The 17,464-nt window shown below is 63.9% G+C and carries 18 protein-coding genes and 1 tRNA gene; 7 read left to right on the top strand and 12 right to left on the bottom strand.

Annotated features, from left to right (window positions below):
* Positions 1 to 48: 48 nt before the first annotated feature.
* The 9 genes from E8E95_RS27070 to E8E95_RS27030 all read right to left on the bottom strand — a co-directional run bounded on the left by E8E95_RS27070 (position 49) and on the right by E8E95_RS27030 (position 8,826).
* Positions 49 to 801: an ABC transporter substrate-binding protein gene (locus tag E8E95_RS27070; RefSeq protein ID WP_280355251.1), complete on the bottom strand. Its 753-nt coding sequence runs from the start codon at positions 799 to 801 to the stop codon at positions 49 to 51.
* 20 nt (positions 802 to 821) lie between these two features.
* Positions 822 to 1,595: an ABC transporter ATP-binding protein gene (locus tag E8E95_RS27065; RefSeq protein WP_179058937.1), complete on the bottom strand. Its 774-nt coding sequence runs from the start codon at positions 1,593 to 1,595 to the stop codon at positions 822 to 824.
* Positions 1,596 to 1,839: 244 nt separating this feature from the next.
* Positions 1,840 to 3,840 carry an EAL domain-containing protein gene (locus tag E8E95_RS27060; protein WP_280355249.1) on the bottom strand — a complete coding sequence of 667 codons (2,001 nt, stop codon included), beginning with the start codon at positions 3,838 to 3,840 and terminating at the stop codon, positions 1,840 to 1,842.
* 4 nt (positions 3,841 to 3,844) lie between these two features.
* Complete coding sequence (locus E8E95_RS27055; protein WP_280355248.1) at positions 3,845 to 4,396, bottom strand: heme NO-binding domain-containing protein; 552 nt, start codon at positions 4,394 to 4,396, stop codon at positions 3,845 to 3,847.
* Between the two features lie 158 nt (positions 4,397 to 4,554).
* Positions 4,555 to 4,630, bottom strand: a tRNA-Phe gene (locus E8E95_RS27050).
* A gap of 76 nt (positions 4,631 to 4,706) precedes the next feature.
* On the bottom strand, positions 4,707 to 4,979 hold the full coding sequence (locus tag E8E95_RS27045; RefSeq protein ID WP_077525683.1) for an oxidative damage protection protein: 273 nt from the start codon (positions 4,977 to 4,979) through the stop codon (positions 4,707 to 4,709).
* Entirely contained in the window at positions 4,976 to 6,043 is a 1,068-nt protein-coding gene (mutY, locus tag E8E95_RS27040; RefSeq protein WP_280355246.1) for an A/G-specific adenine glycosylase, read from the bottom strand. The genes E8E95_RS27045 and mutY overlap by 4 nt, the downstream gene beginning before the upstream one ends.
* Complete coding sequence (locus E8E95_RS27035; RefSeq protein ID WP_280355244.1) at positions 6,040 to 8,271, bottom strand: AsmA family protein; 2,232 nt, start codon at positions 8,269 to 8,271, stop codon at positions 6,040 to 6,042. The genes mutY and E8E95_RS27035 overlap by 4 nt, the downstream gene beginning before the upstream one ends.
* Before the next feature lie 156 nt (positions 8,272 to 8,427).
* Entirely contained in the window at positions 8,428 to 8,826 is a 399-nt protein-coding gene (locus tag E8E95_RS27030; RefSeq protein WP_280355242.1) for an acetyl-CoA sensor PanZ family protein, read from the bottom strand.
* A gap of 130 nt (positions 8,827 to 8,956) precedes the next feature.
* Here E8E95_RS27030 and hisB point away from each other — a divergent pair, with 130 nt between their 5' ends.
* From hisB to E8E95_RS26995, 7 genes are all read left to right on the top strand, one after another.
* Positions 8,957 to 9,550, top strand: a complete 594-nt coding sequence (hisB, locus tag E8E95_RS27025; protein WP_028629882.1) for an imidazoleglycerol-phosphate dehydratase HisB — start codon at positions 8,957 to 8,959, stop codon at positions 9,548 to 9,550.
* Entirely contained in the window at positions 9,550 to 10,188 is a 639-nt protein-coding gene (gene hisH, locus E8E95_RS27020) for an imidazole glycerol phosphate synthase subunit HisH (RefSeq protein WP_077525687.1), read from the top strand. Before hisB ends, hisH begins: the two co-directional genes overlap by 1 nt.
* 2 nt (positions 10,189 to 10,190) lie before the next feature.
* On the top strand, positions 10,191 to 10,448 hold the full coding sequence (locus E8E95_RS27015; protein ID WP_077525688.1) for a DUF2164 domain-containing protein: 258 nt from the start codon (positions 10,191 to 10,193) through the stop codon (positions 10,446 to 10,448).
* Positions 10,449 to 10,488: 40 nt separating this feature from the next.
* Positions 10,489 to 11,226, top strand: coding sequence for a 1-(5-phosphoribosyl)-5-[(5-phosphoribosylamino)methylideneamino]imidazole-4-carboxamide isomerase (hisA, locus tag E8E95_RS27010; RefSeq protein WP_016495212.1), 738 nt, complete (start codon positions 10,489 to 10,491; stop codon positions 11,224 to 11,226).
* A 44-nt stretch (positions 11,227 to 11,270) separates the two neighbouring features.
* A complete protein-coding gene (gene hisF / locus E8E95_RS27005; protein ID WP_077525689.1) occupies positions 11,271 to 12,041 on the top strand; it encodes an imidazole glycerol phosphate synthase subunit HisF in 771 nt (256 codons plus the stop codon).
* A gap of 134 nt (positions 12,042 to 12,175) precedes the next feature.
* Complete coding sequence (locus tag E8E95_RS27000) at positions 12,176 to 12,931, top strand: ABC transporter substrate-binding protein (RefSeq protein ID WP_280355240.1); 756 nt, start codon at positions 12,176 to 12,178, stop codon at positions 12,929 to 12,931.
* Positions 12,932 to 13,090: 159 nt separating this feature from the next.
* The gene (locus tag E8E95_RS26995; RefSeq protein WP_077525691.1) at positions 13,091 to 13,846 is read left to right on the top strand and encodes an ABC transporter substrate-binding protein; all 756 of its coding nucleotides are present in this window, start codon (positions 13,091 to 13,093) and stop codon (positions 13,844 to 13,846) included.
* 137 nt (positions 13,847 to 13,983) lie between these two features.
* On the opposite strand, the gene E8E95_RS26990 is transcribed toward E8E95_RS26995, so the two are convergent.
* From E8E95_RS26990 to E8E95_RS26980, 3 genes are read right to left on the bottom strand one after another with little or no spacing between them, the layout of a single operon-like run.
* The gene (locus tag E8E95_RS26990; protein ID WP_280355239.1) at positions 13,984 to 14,748 is read right to left on the bottom strand and encodes a divergent polysaccharide deacetylase family protein; all 765 of its coding nucleotides are present in this window, start codon (positions 14,746 to 14,748) and stop codon (positions 13,984 to 13,986) included.
* A 1-nt stretch (position 14,749) separates the two neighbouring features.
* Positions 14,750 to 16,063, bottom strand: coding sequence for a S41 family peptidase (locus E8E95_RS26985; protein WP_280355238.1), 1,314 nt, complete (start codon positions 16,061 to 16,063; stop codon positions 14,750 to 14,752).
* Positions 16,064 to 16,091: 28 nt separating this feature from the next.
* Complete coding sequence (locus E8E95_RS26980) at positions 16,092 to 17,357, bottom strand: murein hydrolase activator EnvC (RefSeq protein ID WP_280355237.1); 1,266 nt, start codon at positions 17,355 to 17,357, stop codon at positions 16,092 to 16,094.
* Positions 17,358 to 17,464 lie beyond the last annotated feature (107 nt).

The following is a 17,464-nucleotide window of genomic DNA, read 5'->3' as shown; positions in this document are numbered from 1 at the left end:
GTGGGCTCAGGCGCCGGTGCCGCGCAGGGGCGGCACCGGACGGGCAGGTCAGTAGATGCTGAAGGGGAAGTACTTGTCGTTGATCTTCTTGTAGGTGCCGTCGGCAACGATTTCCTTCAGCGCGGCGTTCAGCTTCTCGCGCAGCGGGTCGCCCTTGCGCACGGCAATGGCGATCTTGTCGTTGTCGAATACCGGGTCACCCTTGAACTCGAAGTCCTTGCCTGCGTCGCTCTTGAGCCATTCCCAGTTCACGAACTTGTCGGCCAGCACGCCATCGACGCGGCCGGAGGACAGGTCGAGGTAGGCGTTTTCCTGGGTGTCGTACAGCTTGATGTCGACAACGTCCTTCATGTTGTCTTCCAGCCAGGTACCGGCGATGGTCGCGCGCTGGGCGCCGATCACCTTGCCTTTCAGGCTTGTCTTGTCGGTCTTGAAGTCAGTGCCTTTCGGGGCAATGAACTGCAGCTTGTTGGTGTAGTAGGGGTCGGTGAAGTCGACGGCCTGCTTGCGCTCTTCAGTGATGGACATGGAGGCGGCGAGGAAGTCGAACTTCTTGGCGTTCAGGGCGGGGATGATGCCGTCCCAGTCGGAGGTGACCACTTCGCACTCGGCCTTCATTTTGGCGCAGAGGGCCTGGGCGATCTCGACGTCGAAGCCGCCGGCCTGGCCGCTGGCATCGATCAGGTTGAAGGGGGGATAGGCGCCTTCAGTGCCGATCTTCAGCTTGTCGGCGGCGACGGCGGTGGTGCCGAAAGCGAGGGTGGCGGCCGCAGCCAGCAGAATCTTCTTGTAGTTCTTCATTGCGCTCTTTACTCCGTGTTTTAGCGATTGCTGGACATGAATTGTTTACAGCGCGCCGATTGCGGGTTGTCAAATACCTTCTCTGGCGGGCCCTGTTCTTCTACCAGTCCCTGGTGAAGGAAAACCACTTCGCTGGAGACGTTCCGGGCGAAGTTCATTTCATGGGTGACCAGCAGCATGGTCCGGCCTTCCTCGGCCAGCGCGCGGATCACGTTAAGCACTTCTTGTACCATTTCCGGGTCCAGCGCCGAGGTGGGTTCATCGAACAGGATGACCTTCGGCTGCATGGCCAGGGTGCGGGCGATGGCCGCGCGCTGCTGCTGGCCGCCGGAAAGCTGGGTCGGATAGACGTGGCGCTTGTCGGCGATACCGACCTTGGCCAACAGGGCTTCCGCGATCTCGGTGGCTTCGGCCCTGCTCTGGCCAAGCACGCGGCGCGGCGCTTCGATGATGTTGTCGAGCACCGTCATGTGCGGCCAGAGATTGAAGTTCTGGAAGACGAAGCCGATCTCGCTGCGCATGCGATTGATCTGCTTGTTGTCGGCGGCGACCAGTTCGCCGGTGCGGCTCTGCTTGAGCTTGAGCTCTTCGCCGGCTACCAGGATCTGGCCCTCGTGCGGGTTTTCCAGGAGGTTGATGCAGCGCAGGAAGGTGGACTTGCCGGAGCCGGAGGAGCCGAGGATGGAGATCACGTCACCGTCGTTGGCGGTGAGGGATATACCCTTGAGCACTTCGAGATCGCCGTAGCGTTTATGCAGGTTGCGGATTTCAAGCGCTGGCGTGGCTTGGGCCATGGGGGGTCCTCTTGTTTTCGTGGGCACTCTGGCGGTGGGGCGGCCTTCCTGGCGAGGGGCAAGCTAGCATAGCGCTTTGCCACGCGAAAGCCGCCCGAGGCCCCCTGGATAGCTCTGTGGGCGAGTTTGTCGCATCGCTGCAGTTGGTTGTCGCGGTAGCAAAAAAGCCCCTGTCGCAGGCTGAAATGCCCGGAATTCGCGCCTTTACCCAAGCTCTTTGCCTTTTTCCTTACGCATCAATCATTTATGGGAACGGCGTGACGAAAACTTCAGGATCGGTCCCTGTCTGTCCAAGGGGCTGCGGTCGTTTCCGCAGCAGTGCGGTTAGCGCCGACTCGTGCAGCGGTCTGGCGAAGTGGTAACCCTGTCCGAAATCGCAACCCAGGGATTTGAGAATCATCAGGTGCCGTTGGGTCTCGACACCTTCGGCGACCACTTCCAGTCCCAGATTGCGGGCCAGGCTGAGGATGGTTTGCACGATCTGCAGGCCTTCCGGGCACTGGTCGAGCTGGATCATGAAAGAGCGGTCGATCTTCAGGACGTCCAGGCGGAAGCGGTGCAGGTAGCTAAGGGAGGAATAGCCGGTGCCGAAGTCGTCGATGCTGATGCGCACGCCGAGATCGTGAAGCTGCTGGAGCACGATGATGGTCCGCTCGGAGTCGGCCATCGAAACGCTCTCGGTGATTTCCAGATGCACGCATCCAGCGGGAATGCCGGCTTCGTCGATGATGGCGCTCACCTGCAATACCAGATCGTGCTGGGCGAACTGCCGAGCGGAGAGGTTGATGCTGACCGTCAGCGGCAATTGACCTGGTAGCTCGCGATGCCAGCGAGCGACGCTTCGACAGGCTTCGCGCAGCACCCAGAGGCCGAGAGGCAGAATCAGTCCGGTGTCTTCGGCGACCTGGATGAAGTCGCCCGGATAGACCAGTTCGCCTCCCGGGACCTGCCAGCGCACCAGGGCCTCGACACCGACCAGTTCGCCGCTGGTGATGTGCACGATGGGCTGGTAATGGAGCACGAACTCACCGTTCTGCAGGGCATTGCGCAGGCGGGTTTCCAGGGTCAGCCGGCCCACTGCCAGATCATGCAGGCTGTGATCGAACAGCTCGAAGCGGTGCTTGCCCAGTGTCTTGGCGCGGTACATGGCGAGGTCTGCGTGGCGCAGGATTTCTTCGGCCGATTCGTAGCCCAGGTCACTGGGGGCGATGCCGATGCTGGCGCTGATGTAGAGCTGCTCGCCATTGATCAGGAAGGGCGGCTCCAGGGCTTCGAGCAGACGCTCGGCCACCCGTACCGGAGCCTCGGGGTTGCCGATGCAGTCCAGCAGGATGGTGAACTCATCGCCGCCCATGCGCGCGAGGGTGTCGGTCTGCCGCAGGCAGCCACCCAGGCGCGTGGCGACCTGGATGATCAGCAGGTCACCGGCCAAATGTCCGAGGCTGTCGTTGACCAGTTTGAAACGGTCGAGGTCAATGAACAGGACCGCGAACGCCGCTTCCCGGTGCCGGTTGCATCGGGCGACCGCGCGGGACAGTCGATCGGAGAAAAGGGCGCGGTTAGGCAGTCCGGTCAGGGGGTCGTGGAATGCATCGATCAGTTGTTCTTCGGCGCGTTTGCGTTCCACCACCCGTCCCATCTGCACGCCGATCTGCGCCATCAGGTGCAGCAACGTTTCATCGGGCTCCAGCACGCAGTTGGCGAAGAACTCGAGAACGCCGACCACTTCGCTGCCCGCGAGCACCGGGAAGGCCGCTGCGGCCCTCAGTCCAGCCTCGCCCGCTGCGTCCACGCGGCAGAATTCCGGGGTCTGGCTGATGTCGGCGATCCATGCCGGGGTACCGCTGGCGAGCACGCGGCCGGGCAGGCCGAAACCCGGCGGAAACTCCATGGCTTCGGTTACCTGGCGGAAGTGGTGGAAGCGCTGCTCGTCGGCGTAGTGCCAGATGGTGGCCGAGCGCAGGCGCGCTTCGCCCTCGACGTGGCCGGTCAGGTAGGCGTGGCCAATCTGCCAGCCGGTGTACTGGCAGACGCTGGATACCGTGAAGCTCAGTCCGTCAGCGACCGTAGCCGCACCGTTGGCAGCGTCGGCGATGGATTCGAGCAGCTGCAATTGCAGCTGTTTTTCATAGAGCTCGCGTAGACCGTGCTCGGCGATCTGCTCCGCTTCCAGACGCGCCTGGTGTTCACGCTGCAGGCGCCGGCGGAGTTTGTCGGCTTCCGGATCGCGCGATACGCCGTCCATGCGCTCAGCCCCGGGTCTTGCCGTGGAAGGTGACTCGGCAGCGGCATTCGCTATCGCCGCGATGCATGCAGGCGAGGTGGTCGACGGCCAGTGACTCGCCGAAATGCACCGCTGCGCCCTCGATGAAGCCGTGAGCCAGGGCGCAGAGTCGGCGGGGAGAGCGATAAGTCATCATCAGCGTGCCGTCGACTTCATCACGGAAGCCGAAGGTGGGGACGTCCGCGCCTGGATAGATCATGCGGACTTCGGGATGGATGATCTGATTGACGCTGAGGATGAAGGAGTGCGTCGAGTCGTGGGGATCGAAGTAGGCGGGGTAGCGGCTGGCCAGCGACGGCATCGCTTCGCGGCCGAACCAGCGCAGGACTTCGAATGAGGACATGTCGAGCGCTTCGGCGGCGGCTGCCACGAGGCGGTAGATGTGGTCATCGGGGTAACTGCCGAGGGCTGTGTAGACACCGTCCAGGCCGGTGCCATCCAAAAGGGCGTCCCAGGCATCTTCGCCCTGGTGCCGGGTGACCACTTCTTCGAGCAGGTTGAAGACGATTCCCTTCATGCAACCCCCTGGCGCCCTCGGGTCGAGTCCCTTCGGGGTTGCCTCGAGGCGCTTCGAGATGAGGTTAGCAGCGCCGTTCGCATCGTGCCCGGCGGCTGTGAGGGATGCTGAAAACAAAAAACCCCAGCACATGGCTGGGGTTTTTTGTTTGGTATTAGTGGTGCCCAGGGACGGAATCGAACCGCCGACACGGGGATTTTCAATCCCCTGCTCTACCAACTGAGCTACCTGGGCAACGGGGCGCTATTAAACGGATTTGCCGGCCCCTCGTCAACACCCTTTTGAAAATTTTTTTAGTTATTCCGGGCGCTTACGCGCTCGGGGGGACGTAGCCCTCTGCCTGGGCGTAATCCTCACCGGAAAGGAACTTGTCCATTTCCGCCTGGAGGAATTTGCGATCCTCGGCGTTCATCATGTTCAGGCGACGCTCGTTGATCAGCATGGTCTGGTGGGCTTGCCACTCATCCCAGGCCTTCTTCGAGACGTTGTTGAAGATGTCCTCGCCCTTGGCGCCCGGATACGGCGGACGCTCCAGGCCCGGCAGTTCCTCTTTGTACTTGCGGCACATGATGGTGCGGGTCATCGCGGTTCTCCTGCGTTCAATACGTCGGCCGCGCGCTTGAGCAGCTTCTTCACCGGGGCGGCCAAGCCCAGGCGCGGCGGGGTGGCGAGGTTATACCAGAGCCAGTCGCCCTCGGCCACGGCGGGGGCACTGCCTTCCACGGTCACCAGCCAGGGTTCGATGGCCAGTTGGAAGTGGCTGAATGTGTGCGTCAGTCCGGGCAGTTCGCGGCGCTCGCCAAGGTGCAGTGCGTGCTGGCTGGCCAGCGGAGCGAGAGCGTCGAGATCGTCCATTTCCGGCAGGCTCCAGAGCCCGCCCCAGAGCCCGCTCGAGGGACGGCGGTAAAGCAGGATGGAGCCATCGCGGCTGGCCAGCAGGGGCATCAGCGTGCGCTTCTGCGGCAGAGCCTTGCGCGGTTTCGGCACGGGGTAATGCGTCTCCCGGCCAAGCTGGTGCGCGCGGCAGCCGCTCTGCAGTGGGCACAGCAGGCAGCTGGGCTTGCTGCGGGTGCAAAGGGTGGCGCCCAGATCCATCATCGCCTGGGTGTAATTGTTGACCCGCGCGTGCGGGGTGAAGCGCTCGGCCACTTCCCAGAGCTGCTTCGCCACTTTCGGCTCGCCCGGGTAGCCGTCCTGGGCGACGTAGCGGGCCAGCACGCGCTTGACGTTGCCGTCGAGAATCGGCGCGCGCAAACCCATGGACAGGCTGGCGATGGCGCCGGCGGTGGAGCGACCAATGCCAGGCAGCTCCGCAAGCTGGTCCACATCGCGCGGGAATTCGCCGCCGTGTTCGGCCACTACCTGCTTCGCGGTCTTCTGCAGGTTGCGGGCGCGGGTGTAATAGCCGAGGCCGGTCCAGAGGTGCAGCACTTCGTCTTCAGGTGCGGCGGCCAGGTCCTGCACGCTGGGCAGGGCTTCCATGAAGCGGTCGAAATAACCCAGGACCGTGCTGACCTGGGTTTGCTGCAACATGATTTCGGACACCCAGACGCGATAGGGGGTGATGCCCTGCTGCCAGGGCAGATCCTTGCGACCGTGGCTGTCGTACCAATCGAGTACGGCGCCGGAAAACTGCTCGGGACTCATTGCTTGAACAGCCCCTTGAGCGCGTCCTTGAGTTCCGGGCTGACCTTGTCGCCCAGCTTCTCTTCCAGCTTCTCGTTGAGCTTGTCGCCGGCCAACTTGGCGGCGACCTTGCCCATACCGTCCTTGTCCAGGCGGCACGCCTTGGCGCCCAGTTCCAGCGGGCCACGGCAGCGCAGCGGCCACTCGATGCCGACATAGCGCTCGTTGACCTGGCAGGCCGGGTCCGGCATCTCGCTCTTGTCGCCTTCGATGATCACGCCGACGCGGTAGTCCAGGCCGAGCACACGCAGGTCGATGGCGCCGTCGCCCTTGACGCTGAGGCCGGGGATGCTGGCGACCATGTCGGGGTTGGTGGCGACGCCGTTGTTGAAGGCGAGGGAGCCCTTGAGTTCGCGGAAGGGGGTTTCGCTGCCGCCACGGGTGCTTTCCAGGCCTTTGCGGTTGAGTGTCGCGATGCCCTGGCAGATCTGTTGCTCGAGGTTGGCATCGAGCAAGGCGCCGTCATTGAGCGCAAAGCTGGCGGTGCCGTTGAGGCCATCCACCCAGGCCTTCTGGCTGTTGCCGCTGCTCGTAATGTTGGCGTTCAGGTCGAGCAGGCCGCGCACCGGCGGCTTCTGCTCCTGCGCCTTCAGGAGCTTCTCCACCGGCACGTTGTTGATGCGTTTCTGCGCCTTGAGTAGCGGTACGGCCGGACGCGCGTCGATCTGCGCATTGGCGACGAAGCTGCCGCCGAACAGGCCGCCGCGCAGGTCTTCCAGTGTCACCAGGCCGGCTTTGCCATTGGCCTTGAGGCTGACGTCATCCAGGGGCAGTTTGTCGACGGTGAACTGGCCGAAATTGAGGGTGGCTTCCAGATCGACCTTGCGCAGTTGATCCACAGGCAGAATCGGGGTTTCGCTCCAGGCCGCCTGGGTGGGGGCGTTGGGCAGCGGCGTGGCGCCCTGGGTGGCGGCGGCCACGGCGGGCTTGACCTCGGCCTGGCGCGCAGTCTGGACGGCCTCTTTGGCCTTGGACTTGGGCGGCAGATAGCGGTCGAGGTCCAGCTTGTCGCCCTTGAGCTGAACGCGTACCGCTTTTTTGGCGAAGTCGGCCACGGCCAGTCGGCCGTTGAAGGTGCTGTCATCCAGCTTCAGGTTCAGGCCCTCGAGGGCCAGGCTGTTGGCGCTGCCGTTGAGCTTGGTGACCAGTTCGAATTTCTGCAGAGTCGCTGCATCGCTCATCGGCGGCAGCTCGACCCCGATGCCGGTGAGGAACTCGCGCAGGTTGAGCGGGGCGATGGACAGGCCGCCTTCCAGGCGCGGGTCCTTGTCCAGGTCATGCACTTTCAGCTCGCCGAGGGCGCGCAACTGGTTGCCGGAGAGCTTCAGGCTGTTCCATTCGGCGACGTTGGCGGCCAGATCGGCCAGCAACTGGCCCTGGGCGTTGAAGGTAAGCGTCTTGCCCTTGAGCGGCTCGCCCGAGGCCTCGCCGTTCAGCTTGAGATCTTCCAACTGATAGCGCTTGAGGGCGCGTTCGAAGCGCAGATTGGCGGTGAGATCGGTCTTGGCACGCACTACCGGCTGATTGGTGCCGAAGAAGGCGCTGAGCTTGAACGGGATGCTGGCGCCTTCGCGGATGGCGCCGGTGGTCAGCTCAATGCCTTCTGCACTGAATTGCTTGCCGCTCTTGGCATCGGTGTAGTCGATGCGGGCGTTGTGCACGGTGAGGCTGTCGATATCCAGCTTGATCGGGCGCGCAGGTTCGTCGGCGGCGGGCGCTTGTTTGGCCTCTTCAGCTGGCGCTGGAGTGGTCGGCGTCCCGGTCTGGGCCGTGTCCGGGGCCTTGGCGGGACGGCCGATATCTTCCCAGTTGCCGCGGCCTTTTTCGTCACGTTGCAGGTCGAGGTTAAGGCCCTCTACGCGGATGTCGCTCATCTGCACTTCGCGGCGCAACAGCGGCAGCACGCGCACCGACAGGCCAATCATGTCGAGGTTGGCGAAAGGCTTTTCCGGGGTAACGGCGCTGGCCAGGGTCGCCTCGTGCAATTCGAGGCCGAGCCAGGGGAACAGGCTCCAGCCAATGTCGCCGTTCAGGGTCAGTTCGAGGTTGGCCTTGTCGCGGGCCAGTTGCTGGATTTCATCCTTGTAATCGTTCGGGTCGAACAGGTGGGTCAGGGCGAAGCCCCCCGCCACTATGATCAGCAACAGCCCGAGGAAGATGAGGCCCAGGATTTTGCCGAAGGCTTTCATTGGCCAGTCCTTGTGATGGGTCGCGTGAATTGAAGGTGCCGAGTATAGCGCCGGGCCATCAGCCTTGGTGCGCGGCAGCACGTGGCTCGGCGCCCTGGTCAGGGACTTTGGATAGTGATTTTGGCCGTCGGTTCAGCTCAGGGGCTGGACGTCGCCTCAGAGGCTTTCCAGCGGCAGGTGCAGATGCGCGGCCAGGGCCTGGGATTCCAGGTGGCCCTGCGGGGCGGCCAGATGCAGCGATCTGCCCGATTCCCGCGCCAGGCGTGCGGTTTCTTCAACCAGTCGACGAGCGACGCCGCGGCGGCGGGTCACCTTGCGTACGCACAAATGGGACAGTCGCCAGTGAGGCTCGCCGCGCAGCAGAAGGGCCGCGCCCAGCAGACGGTCGTTGAAGCGCCCCACGACCAACTGACCCTCGGCCAAGCCGCACTTCACCAGTTCCGCCGCGCTGGCATAGGGTGCCAGCAGCCAGTCCGGGGCGTCGGCGTAGATCTTCGCCAGGTCGCCAAGGTCCTGCTCGGACGGGCTGTTCAGGGTCTCGACGATCACGGGCATGGGGGCTCCTGAAGGGCATTGCGGGGGCGGGCCGGCAGTGTAAACGCCGCCGACCGCCGTCGGTAGCGGCACCAAGAGCCTGCGGCCTATAATGGCGCTCTTTTTCGTGAGCCTTTTTGTGGAGCTGGTGATGGCCGAACGTACGGCATCCGTCGAACGCAATACCCTGGAAACCCAGATCAAGGTTTCGATCAACCTGGATGGCACTGGCAAGGCGCGCTTTGATATTGGCGTCCCCTTCCTTGAGCACATGCTCGACCAGATCGCCCGTCATGGCCTGATCGACCTGGATATCGAGTGCAAGGGCGATCTGCATATCGACGATCACCACACCGTGGAAGACGTCGGCATCACCCTCGGCCAGGCCTTCACCCAGGCCATCGGCGACAAGAAGGGCATCGTCCGCTACGGCCATTCCTATGTGCCCCTGGATGAAGCCCTGTCCCGCGTGGTCATCGACTTTTCCGGCCGTCCCGGCCTGCAGATGCACGTTCCTTTCACCCGCGCCGTGGTCGGTGGCTTCGATGTCGACCTGTTCCAGGAATTCTTCCAGGGCTTCGTCAACCATGCCCTGGTGAGCCTGCACATCGACAACCTGCGTGGCCACAATACCCACCACCAGATCGAAACTGTGTTCAAGGCCTTCGGCCGCGCCCTGCGCATGGCCGTCGAGCGTGATCCGCGCATGGCCGGCCAGATGCCCTCCACCAAGGGCGTGCTCTGATGCAGACGGTTGCAGTCATCGACTACGGCATGGGCAACCTGCACTCGGTTGCCAAGGCCCTGGAACACGTCGGCGCCGGCCGCGTCCTGGTCAGCAGTGACGCGAATGTGATCCGCGAAGCCGACCGGGTGGTCTTCCCCGGCGTCGGCGCGATCCGCGATTGCATGGCCGAGATTCGTCGCCTGGGCTTCGACGAGTTGGTCCGCGAAGTCAGCCAGGACCGCCCGTTCCTCGGCATCTGTGTCGGCATGCAGGCACTGCTGGAACGCAGCGAAGAGAACGACGGCGTTGATTGCATCGGCCTGTTTCCCGGCCAGGTGCGCTTCTTCGGCAAGAACCTGGTGGAAGATGGCGAGCACCTGAAGGTGCCGCACATGGGCTGGAACGAGGTGGAGCAGGGCGTCGCCCATCCGCTCTGGCACAACATTCCCGACCGCGCGCGATTCTACTTCGTGCACAGCTACTACATTGAGGCCGGCAATCCGCAGCAGGTGGTGGGCCGCGGTCATTACGGCAAGGACTTCGCCGCTGCGCTGGCCGAGGGTTCGCGCTTTGCCGTGCAGTTCCACCCGGAAAAAAGCCACACCCACGGCCTGCAGTTGCTGCAGAACTTCGCCGCCTGGGATGGCCGCTGGTAAGCATGAGCCGCGCGAAGAAGGCCCCGAGCCTGCAACTCGACGCCGCCCAGACCAACGACGCGGTGCTGGCGATCAAGCGTTTCATGGCGGATCGCTTCGAGCTGGAGCTGGGTTCCTTCGAGGCCGAGGAAGTGCTCGACTTCTTCGCCCGGGAATTCGCGCCGCATTTCTACAACAAGGCGATCTTCGATGTGCAGGCGCACCTGAAAGACAGGTTCGAGAGCATCGAAAGCGACTTGTGGGCGCTCGAGAAAGACTGAGCGCCAAGCCGATTCCACTGACTTCTTACAGGTTGAACCGATGCTGATTATCCCCGCTATCGATCTGAAGGACGGCGCCTGTGTGCGTCTGCGCCAGGGCCGCATGGAAGACTCCACCGTGTTCTCCGACGACCCGGTGAGCATGGCCGCCAAATGGGTGGAAGGTGGTTGCCGCCGCCTGCACCTGGTGGACCTCAACGGTGCCTTCGAGGGCAAGCCGGTGAACGGTGAAGTGGTCACCGCCATCGCCAAGCGCTACCCGAACCTGCCGATCCAGATCGGTGGCGGCATCCGCTCCCTGGAAACCATCGAGCACTACGTCAAGGCCGGCGTCAGCTACGTGATCATCGGCACCAAGGCGGTGAAAGAGCCCGAGTTCGTCACCGAGGCCTGCAAGGCCTTCCCGGGCAAGGTCATCGTCGGCCTGGATGCCAAGGACGGGTTCGTCGCCACCGACGGCTGGGCTGAAGTGAGCAGTGTGCAGGCGGTTGATCTGGCTCGCCGCTTCGAGGCCGATGGCGTGTCCGCCATCGTCTACACCGACATCGCCAAGGACGGGATGATGCAGGGCTGCAACGTCGAAGCCACCGCTGCCCTGGCCGCTGCCAGCCGCATCCCGGTGATCGCTTCCGGCGGTATCCACAACCTCGGTGACATCGAGAAGCTGCTGGCCGCCAAGGCCCCCGGCATCATCGGCGCCATCACCGGCCGCGCCATCTACGAAGGCACCCTGGACGTCGCCGAGGCCCAGGCCTTCTGCGACAGCTACAAGGGTTGATCGACGGCTAACGGTGCGCGCTGCGCACCTTACGGGACACTGTTATGGCTCTCGCAAAACGCATCATCCCCTGCCTCGACGTGGACAATGGCCGCGTGGTCAAGGGCGTCAAGTTCGAGAACATTCGCGACGCCGGCGATCCGGTGGAAATCGCCCGTCGCTACGATGAGCAGGGTGCCGACGAAATCACCTTCCTCGACATCACCGCCAGCGTTGACGGCCGCGACACCACCCTGCACACCGTCGAGCGCATGGCCAGCCAGGTGTTCATCCCGCTGACCGTGGGCGGTGGCGTGCGCACCGTGCAGGACATCCGCAACCTGCTCAATGCCGGCGCCGACAAGGTGTCGATCAATACGGCCGCGGTGTTCACGCCCGAGTTCGTTGGCGAGGCCGCCGCCCGTTTCGGCTCCCAGTGCATCGTGGTCGCCATCGACGCGAAGAAGGTATCCGCCCCCGGGGAAACACCGCGCTGGGAAATTTTCACCCATGGCGGACGCAAACCCACCGGCCTCGACGCTGTGGCCTGGGCGAAAAAGATGGAAGACCTGGGCGCCGGTGAGATCCTGCTCACCAGCATGGACCAGGACGGCGTGAAGAGCGGTTATGACCTCGGCGTAACCCGTGCCATCAGTGAAACCGTCGGGATTCCGGTGATCGCCTCCGGCGGCGTCGGCAATCTTGAGCACCTGGCAGCCGGCATTCTCGAAGGCAAGGCCGACGCCGTGCTGGCGGCCAGCATCTTCCACTTCGGTGAGTACACCGTGCCCGAGGCGAAGGCCTATCTGGCCAGCCGTGGAATCCTCGTGCGCTGAGCACGATTCTTGCCTAGCATTCGCCCAGGCTGCCCGCGTGACGGACTTCGCAGCCTGGGTTGCTGATGCCCGAGCCTCGCTCTCGCGAGGTTAAGCTCAGCGCATTTCCCATCTCTCCTGGAAGGTAGCCGCTTATGTCGAAACGCCTGCTGCTGGCGCTGGCCGGTACCCTTATGGTGCTTGCCGGTGCTGCCCGCGCCGAAGTGGATGAGAACTACAGCGTCGTTCTCCTGACCGAAAACTTCCCTCCGTACAACATGTCGATCAATGGGAAGAACTTCGCCCAGGAAGACAACATCGACGGCATCGCCGTCGACATCGTGCGTGAAATGTTCAAGCGCGCCGGCGTCAAGTACAGCCTGACCCTGCGCTTCCCCTGGGACCGTATCTACAAGCTGGCACTGGAAAAGCCGGACTATGGCGTCTTCGTCACCGCGCGGCTGCCCGAGCGTGAGCAGTCCTTCAAATGGGTTGGCCCGATCGGTCCGGACGACTGGATCATGCTGGCCCGTGCCGACAGCAAGATCGCCCTCGGCAGCCTGGAAGACGCGCGCAAGTACAAGGTTGGTGCCTACAAGGGCGACGCGATCGCCGAGTACCTTGCCCAGCAGAAACTCGAGCCCGTCACCGCCCTGCGCGACCAGGAAAACGCGAAGAAGCTGGAGAAGGGCCAGATCGACCTCTGGGCTACCGGCGACCCGGCTGGCCGTTACCTGGCCAAGCAGGAAGGCGTGGGCGGCCTGAAGACCGTGCTGCGCTTCAACCAGGCCGAGCTTTTCCTGGCGCTGAACAAAGAGGTCCCCGACGAAGTTGTGAAGAAACTGCAGGGCGCGCTGGACCAGATGCGCGCCGAGGGCTTCGTCGACGAGATCCTCAACAGCTACCTGTAACGGGTAGCGCATCGAAAGTAGTTAAAGACTCCAGCGACCGGCCAAAAGCCGGTCGCTTGCCAAGGAAGGCAGGACGGGTCGAGCCGTACGTCCGTGGGTGGGGAGCCCGCGCAAGGAAGCCGCTTAGCCACAACCACAAATCAAGCGAGCGGTATGACAATGCAGAAGTTGATCCAACGTGCCCTGACCCTGGGCCTGATGTTCCTCGCCTTCACGGCGCGCGCCGAAGTCCCTGCGGATTACAAGGTGGTGTTGCTCACCGAAAACTTCCCGCCGTTCAACATGGCGGTGGATGACAAGAACTTCGCCCGTGACGACGGCATCGACGGCATCAGCACCGATATCGTCCGCGAGATGTTCAAGCGTGCCGGCATCAACTACAGCCTGACCCTGCGTTTCCCCTGGGACCGCCTCTATCGCCTGACCCTGGACAAGCCCAACTATGGCCTGTTCTCCACCACCTTCACCGCCGAGCGCCAGCCGCTGTTCAAGTGGGTCGGCCCGATTGCCAAGACCGAGTGGGTGCTGCTCGCCGCGCCGGGCAACAACCTCAGCATCAAGGACCTGAAGAGCGCCTCCCAGTACCGCATCGGCGCGTACAAGAACGACGCCGTCAGCCAGCACCTGGAAACCCAGGGCATGGCACCGCAGAACGCCCTGCGTGACCAGGAGAACGTGAAAAAGCTGATCAAGGGCCAGATCGACCTCTGGGCCACTACCGATCCGGTGGGCCGCTACCTGGCCAAACAGGAGGGCGTGACGGGCCTGCAGACCGTGCTGCGCTTCAACAGCGCCGAGCTTTACCTGGCCTTCAACAAGGACACCCCGGACGAGGTCATCGAGCGTCTGCAGAAAGCCCTCGACCAGATGCGCAGCGATGGCTACGTCGACGAGATCACCCAGAACTATCTGTGACAACGCTGCAGGTTCGCCTTTCTTTGTGGGGGCGAATTCATTCGCTAATCAGGCCGCAGGCCTGACTTTCGAGGTTAAGGGGCCGCTTCGCGGCCCACAGCGAATGAATTCGCCCCCAAAAGGAGTTCATCGGGGAACTACCGATAAACCCCCGCCTTGCCATGAGCTGCCATGGCGCGATTGCCGCGCAGGGCGATCAGCATTTCCACACCGATCAGTTCGAAGCCCCGTTCCTTCAGGCGCGGCAGCTCGCGTTCGAGCAGCGCCAGGGTCGCCGGATGCGGATGGCCGATCATCAGTGCCGAGCCTTGCTTGCGTGCCAGCTTGAGGGCGGCGTCGAACTGCGCGGCGACTGCGGCCGGACTCTGGTCGTCGTCGAGGAAGATGTCCCGCGAGAGGCTGGCCAGCCCGACTTTCTGGGCTTCGGCGGCCGCCACCGTGGCGGCGCTGGTGCGGCTGTCGATGAAGAAAAGGCGTTCCTGCTGCAGCCGAAGCATCAGCCAGGTCATGGCCGGACGCTGGGCGGTCATGCGGCTGCCCATGTGGTTGTTCAGGCCTCGGGCGTACGGCACCTGGCGCAGGGCGGCGTCCAGTCGCTTTTCCAGCTCGGCGGTGGACAGCCCCGGGTGCCAGGCATACGGGCCGGTAGCCGGGTCCATGGGCAGATGCAGCATCACGGTCTTGCCGGCGGCGTGGGCGGCCTCTGCCAGTTCGCGGGAGTGGCGGGCATCCGGCAGGATGGAAAGCGCCACCGGGCCGGGGAGGGCAAGGGCGCGCTGGTCGCGGGCCGGTGTCTGGCCCAGGTCATCGATCACCAGGGCCAACCGCGCGACAGGGGCGGCACAGGCACCGGCTGCCGTTGCGCTCAACCACAGCGCCAGCAGCCAGGTACCCCATTTCATGTCAGTTCTTGCGGGTGACGTTCAGGCCTTTCAACAGGTTGAGGGCCTGGCTCAGTTGGAAGTCGTCGTCCTGCGGACGCGGTCCCGCGGATTTCTTGCTCGAACTCGGGCGGTCGGCGCCGCCATTGCCGTTGCCGAGGTGACCGGCGAGGTCGGCTTCCTTGAAGGTCTCGCCGTCCTGCTCGCGGGTGACCTTGGCGCGCGCCACCTCGATATCCGGGACGATGCCCTGGGCCTGGATCGAGCGGCCGTTCGGCGTGTAGTAGAGCGCGGTAGTCAGCTTCAGGGCGCGGTCGTTGTTCAGCGGCAGCACGGTCTGCACCGAACCCTTGCCGAAGCTGTCGGTGCCCATCAGCACGCCACGCTTGTGGTCCTGCAGCGCACCGGCAACGATCTCCGCCGCCGAGGCACTGCCGCCGTTGATCAGCACCACCAGCGGTACGCCATCGCTGGCATCGGCCGGATCGGCGGAGAAGCGCAGTTCGGAGTTGGCGATGCGGCCTTTGGTGTAAACGATCAGGCCCTTCCGCAGGAAGTGGTCGGAGACTTCCACCGCCGACTGCAATACGCCGCCGGGGTTGTTGCGCAGGTCGAGCACCAGGCCGGAAAGACGGCTGCCGTTTTCCTTGCGCAGCTTGGCCAGGGCCTTGCCGACTTCTTCGCCGGTGTTGACCTGGAACTGGGTGATGCGCAGGTAGCCGTAGCCTTTCTCCAGCAGCTGGCTCTTCACGCTCTTGACCTTGATCGCGGCGCGGACCAGTTCCACATCGAAGGGTTGGCCGCCATCGCGAACGAGGGTCAGGGTGATCTTGCTGCCGGCCTTGCCGCGCATCTTGTCCACCGCTTCCATCAGCGAGATGCCCTTGGTCGGCTGGCCGTCGATCTTCACGATCAGGTCGCCCGGCTGGATGCCGGCCTTGGATGCGGGGGTGTCATCGATGGGGGAAACCACCTTGACGAAGCCGTCCTCGGTGCCGACCTCGATGCCGAGGCCGCCGAACTCGCCGCTGGTGCTTTCCTGCAGCTCCTGGAAGTCTTCCGGTTCCAGATAAGCGGAGTGCGGGTCGAGGTTGCTGAGCATGCCCTTGATGGCGTTTTCCAGCAGGGTCTTGTCGTCGACCGGCTCGACGTAGGCGGATTTGATGCGATCCAGCACCTCGGCAAAGGTCCGCAGCTCATCCAGGGGCAGCGGTGCCTTGCCGTTCACCGCAGTAGCGGGGAGGGTTGCCGGCTCCTCGGCGGCCAGCAGCTGTGGGGCGCCGCCGAGCAGCGCCAGAGCCATGGCCAGGGAAGTGAGGCGGGACAGATGCGGCATGCGAAACTCCTGCTAGATGAGATGGCGCCTATCCTTGCGCGCGGCACCACTGTGCCGGGTCTGTGGGTCGGCCCTGCTGGCGAATGGCGAAGTACAGCGCGGGCGTGTCCTGCCCGCCGCTATTGCCGACGGTGGCGATGGATTCGCCTGCCTTGACGATATCGCCGGCACTTTTCAATAGACGCTGATTGTGTCCGTAGAGGCTCAGATAGCCGTTGCCATGGTCGAGAATGACCAGAAGCCCGGCGCCGCGCAACCAGTCAGCGAAAACCACGCGACCGCCGTGTACGGCCCGAACGGAGCTGCCTTCGGACGCACCGATCAGCACGCCATCCCACTTCGCGCGGGAATCGCCGCCACGGGCCGAACCGAAACGCGCCACCAGTCGGCCGTCCACCGGCCAGGGCAGCTTGCCGCGCGCCTGGGCGAAGGGGCCGCCGAAATTGCCGCCGGTGCTGGATACCATCGGGCCGGTGACGGGCCTGGCCGGGCTGCCGGCCGGGTGTTCGCGTAGCTGGCGCTGCTGCTCGGCCAGTGCACGCTTGCGGGCTTCTTCAGCTTCGCGGGCCTCACGCTCCTGGCGGGCCAGGGTTTCTTCGATGGTTTTGAGGACCTTGCCCAGCTGTTCCTGGTCCTGTTGGCGCGACTTGAGCTTCTTGTCGCGGTCGCTGACGTCCTGGTTGAGCTTGGCCAGCGCCTGTTGGCGCTCCTTGCGTGCCGCCGCCAGTTGCTCGCGACGGCCATCGAGGGCCGCTTTCTGCTCGTTGAGCTGATTCTGCTGGGCGGTTATTTCCTGCTCGACGTTGTTCAGCTGGCGCAGGGTTTCGTTGAACGCGGCAAGCTGCTCGAGGCGCGCCTTGCTCAGGTAATCGTAGTACGTCAGGGTGCGGGCGAACTTCTCGGGGTGTTGCTGGTTGAGCAGCAGCTTGACGTATTCCTGCTGACCGCTCTGGTAGGCAGCGCGAGCCTGGATGCCGATCAGGCGCTGCTGTTCAGCGCGCGCGTCCTGGAGTTTTTTTTTCTCCTCATCCAGCCGCTGGATCTCACCTTCGCTGCTCTTGAGCTCCTGCTGCAGGTCCTTGACCTGCTGCTCCAGGTTGCCCATTTCGGTTTCGGTCTTCTTCAGGTCGGCCTGGACGCCGGACTTTTCGTCCTGCAGCTGCTTCAGAAGTTTTTTCAGCTCGGCGACATCCTTGCCGGCCTGGTCCAGCTGCTGCTGGGTTTCGGCGCGCTGGTCGGCCATGACCGGAGTGATCAGGCTGGCGAAGATAACGAGGGCGAGGGCGCGAAGCATGGGGTGTGGGGCACCAGGGGGGAGGACCGGCCTAGTATGCCCGTGGTGCGGGGCAAAAAAAACGCCCCGGACCAGGGGTTCGGGGCGTTTCCTGACAGGCCGCGCAG

It is taken from the genome of Pseudomonas sp. BN414, assembly GCF_029871275.1.
Lineage (GTDB): Bacteria > Pseudomonadota > Gammaproteobacteria > Pseudomonadales > Pseudomonadaceae > Metapseudomonas > Metapseudomonas resinovorans_C.
Note: the sequence above shows the minus strand (reverse complement) of the source record. Positions and strands in the feature narration are given on the sequence as shown.

Bases quoted from the DNA above. Each gene is read 5' to 3' on its own strand.
- E8E95_RS27030 (WP_280355242.1), bottom strand. From the start codon at position 8,826: ATGCCCGTGATCGTCGAGACCCTGAACAGCCCGTCCGAGCAGGACCTT.
- E8E95_RS27070 (WP_280355251.1), bottom strand. From the start codon at position 801: ATGAAGAACTACAAGAAGATTCTGCTGGCTGCGGCCGCCACCCTCGCT.
- E8E95_RS27065 (WP_179058937.1), bottom strand. From the start codon at position 1,595: ATGGCCCAAGCCACGCCAGCGCTTGAAATCCGCAACCTGCATAAACGC.
- E8E95_RS27045 (WP_077525683.1), bottom strand. From the start codon at position 4,979: ATGACCCGCACCATCATGTGCCGCAAGTACAAAGAGGAACTGCCGGGC.
- E8E95_RS27035 (WP_280355244.1), bottom strand. From the start codon at position 8,271: ATGAAAGCCTTCGGCAAAATCCTGGGCCTCATCTTCCTCGGGCTGTTG.
- E8E95_RS26995 (WP_077525691.1), top strand. From the start codon at position 13,091: ATGCAGAAGTTGATCCAACGTGCCCTGACCCTGGGCCTGATGTTCCTC.
- E8E95_RS26980 (WP_280355237.1), bottom strand. From the start codon at position 17,357: ATGCTTCGCGCCCTCGCCCTCGTTATCTTCGCCAGCCTGATCACTCCG.
- mutY (WP_280355246.1), bottom strand. From the start codon at position 6,043: ATGAGTCCCGAGCAGTTTTCCGGCGCCGTACTCGATTGGTACGACAGC.
- E8E95_RS27015 (WP_077525688.1), top strand. From the start codon at position 10,191: ATGAGCCGCGCGAAGAAGGCCCCGAGCCTGCAACTCGACGCCGCCCAG.
- hisF (WP_077525689.1), top strand. From the start codon at position 11,271: ATGGCTCTCGCAAAACGCATCATCCCCTGCCTCGACGTGGACAATGGC.
- E8E95_RS27060 (WP_280355249.1), bottom strand. From the start codon at position 3,840: ATGGACGGCGTATCGCGCGATCCGGAAGCCGACAAACTCCGCCGGCGC.
- E8E95_RS27055 (WP_280355248.1), bottom strand. From the start codon at position 4,396: ATGAAGGGAATCGTCTTCAACCTGCTCGAAGAAGTGGTCACCCGGCAC.
- hisH (WP_077525687.1), top strand. From the start codon at position 9,550: ATGCAGACGGTTGCAGTCATCGACTACGGCATGGGCAACCTGCACTCG.
- E8E95_RS26985 (WP_280355238.1), bottom strand. From the start codon at position 16,063: ATGCCGCATCTGTCCCGCCTCACTTCCCTGGCCATGGCTCTGGCGCTG.
- hisB (WP_028629882.1), top strand. From the start codon at position 8,957: ATGGCCGAACGTACGGCATCCGTCGAACGCAATACCCTGGAAACCCAG.
- hisA (WP_016495212.1), top strand. From the start codon at position 10,489: ATGCTGATTATCCCCGCTATCGATCTGAAGGACGGCGCCTGTGTGCGT.
- E8E95_RS27000 (WP_280355240.1), top strand. From the start codon at position 12,176: ATGTCGAAACGCCTGCTGCTGGCGCTGGCCGGTACCCTTATGGTGCTT.
- E8E95_RS26990 (WP_280355239.1), bottom strand. From the start codon at position 14,748: ATGAAATGGGGTACCTGGCTGCTGGCGCTGTGGTTGAGCGCAACGGCA.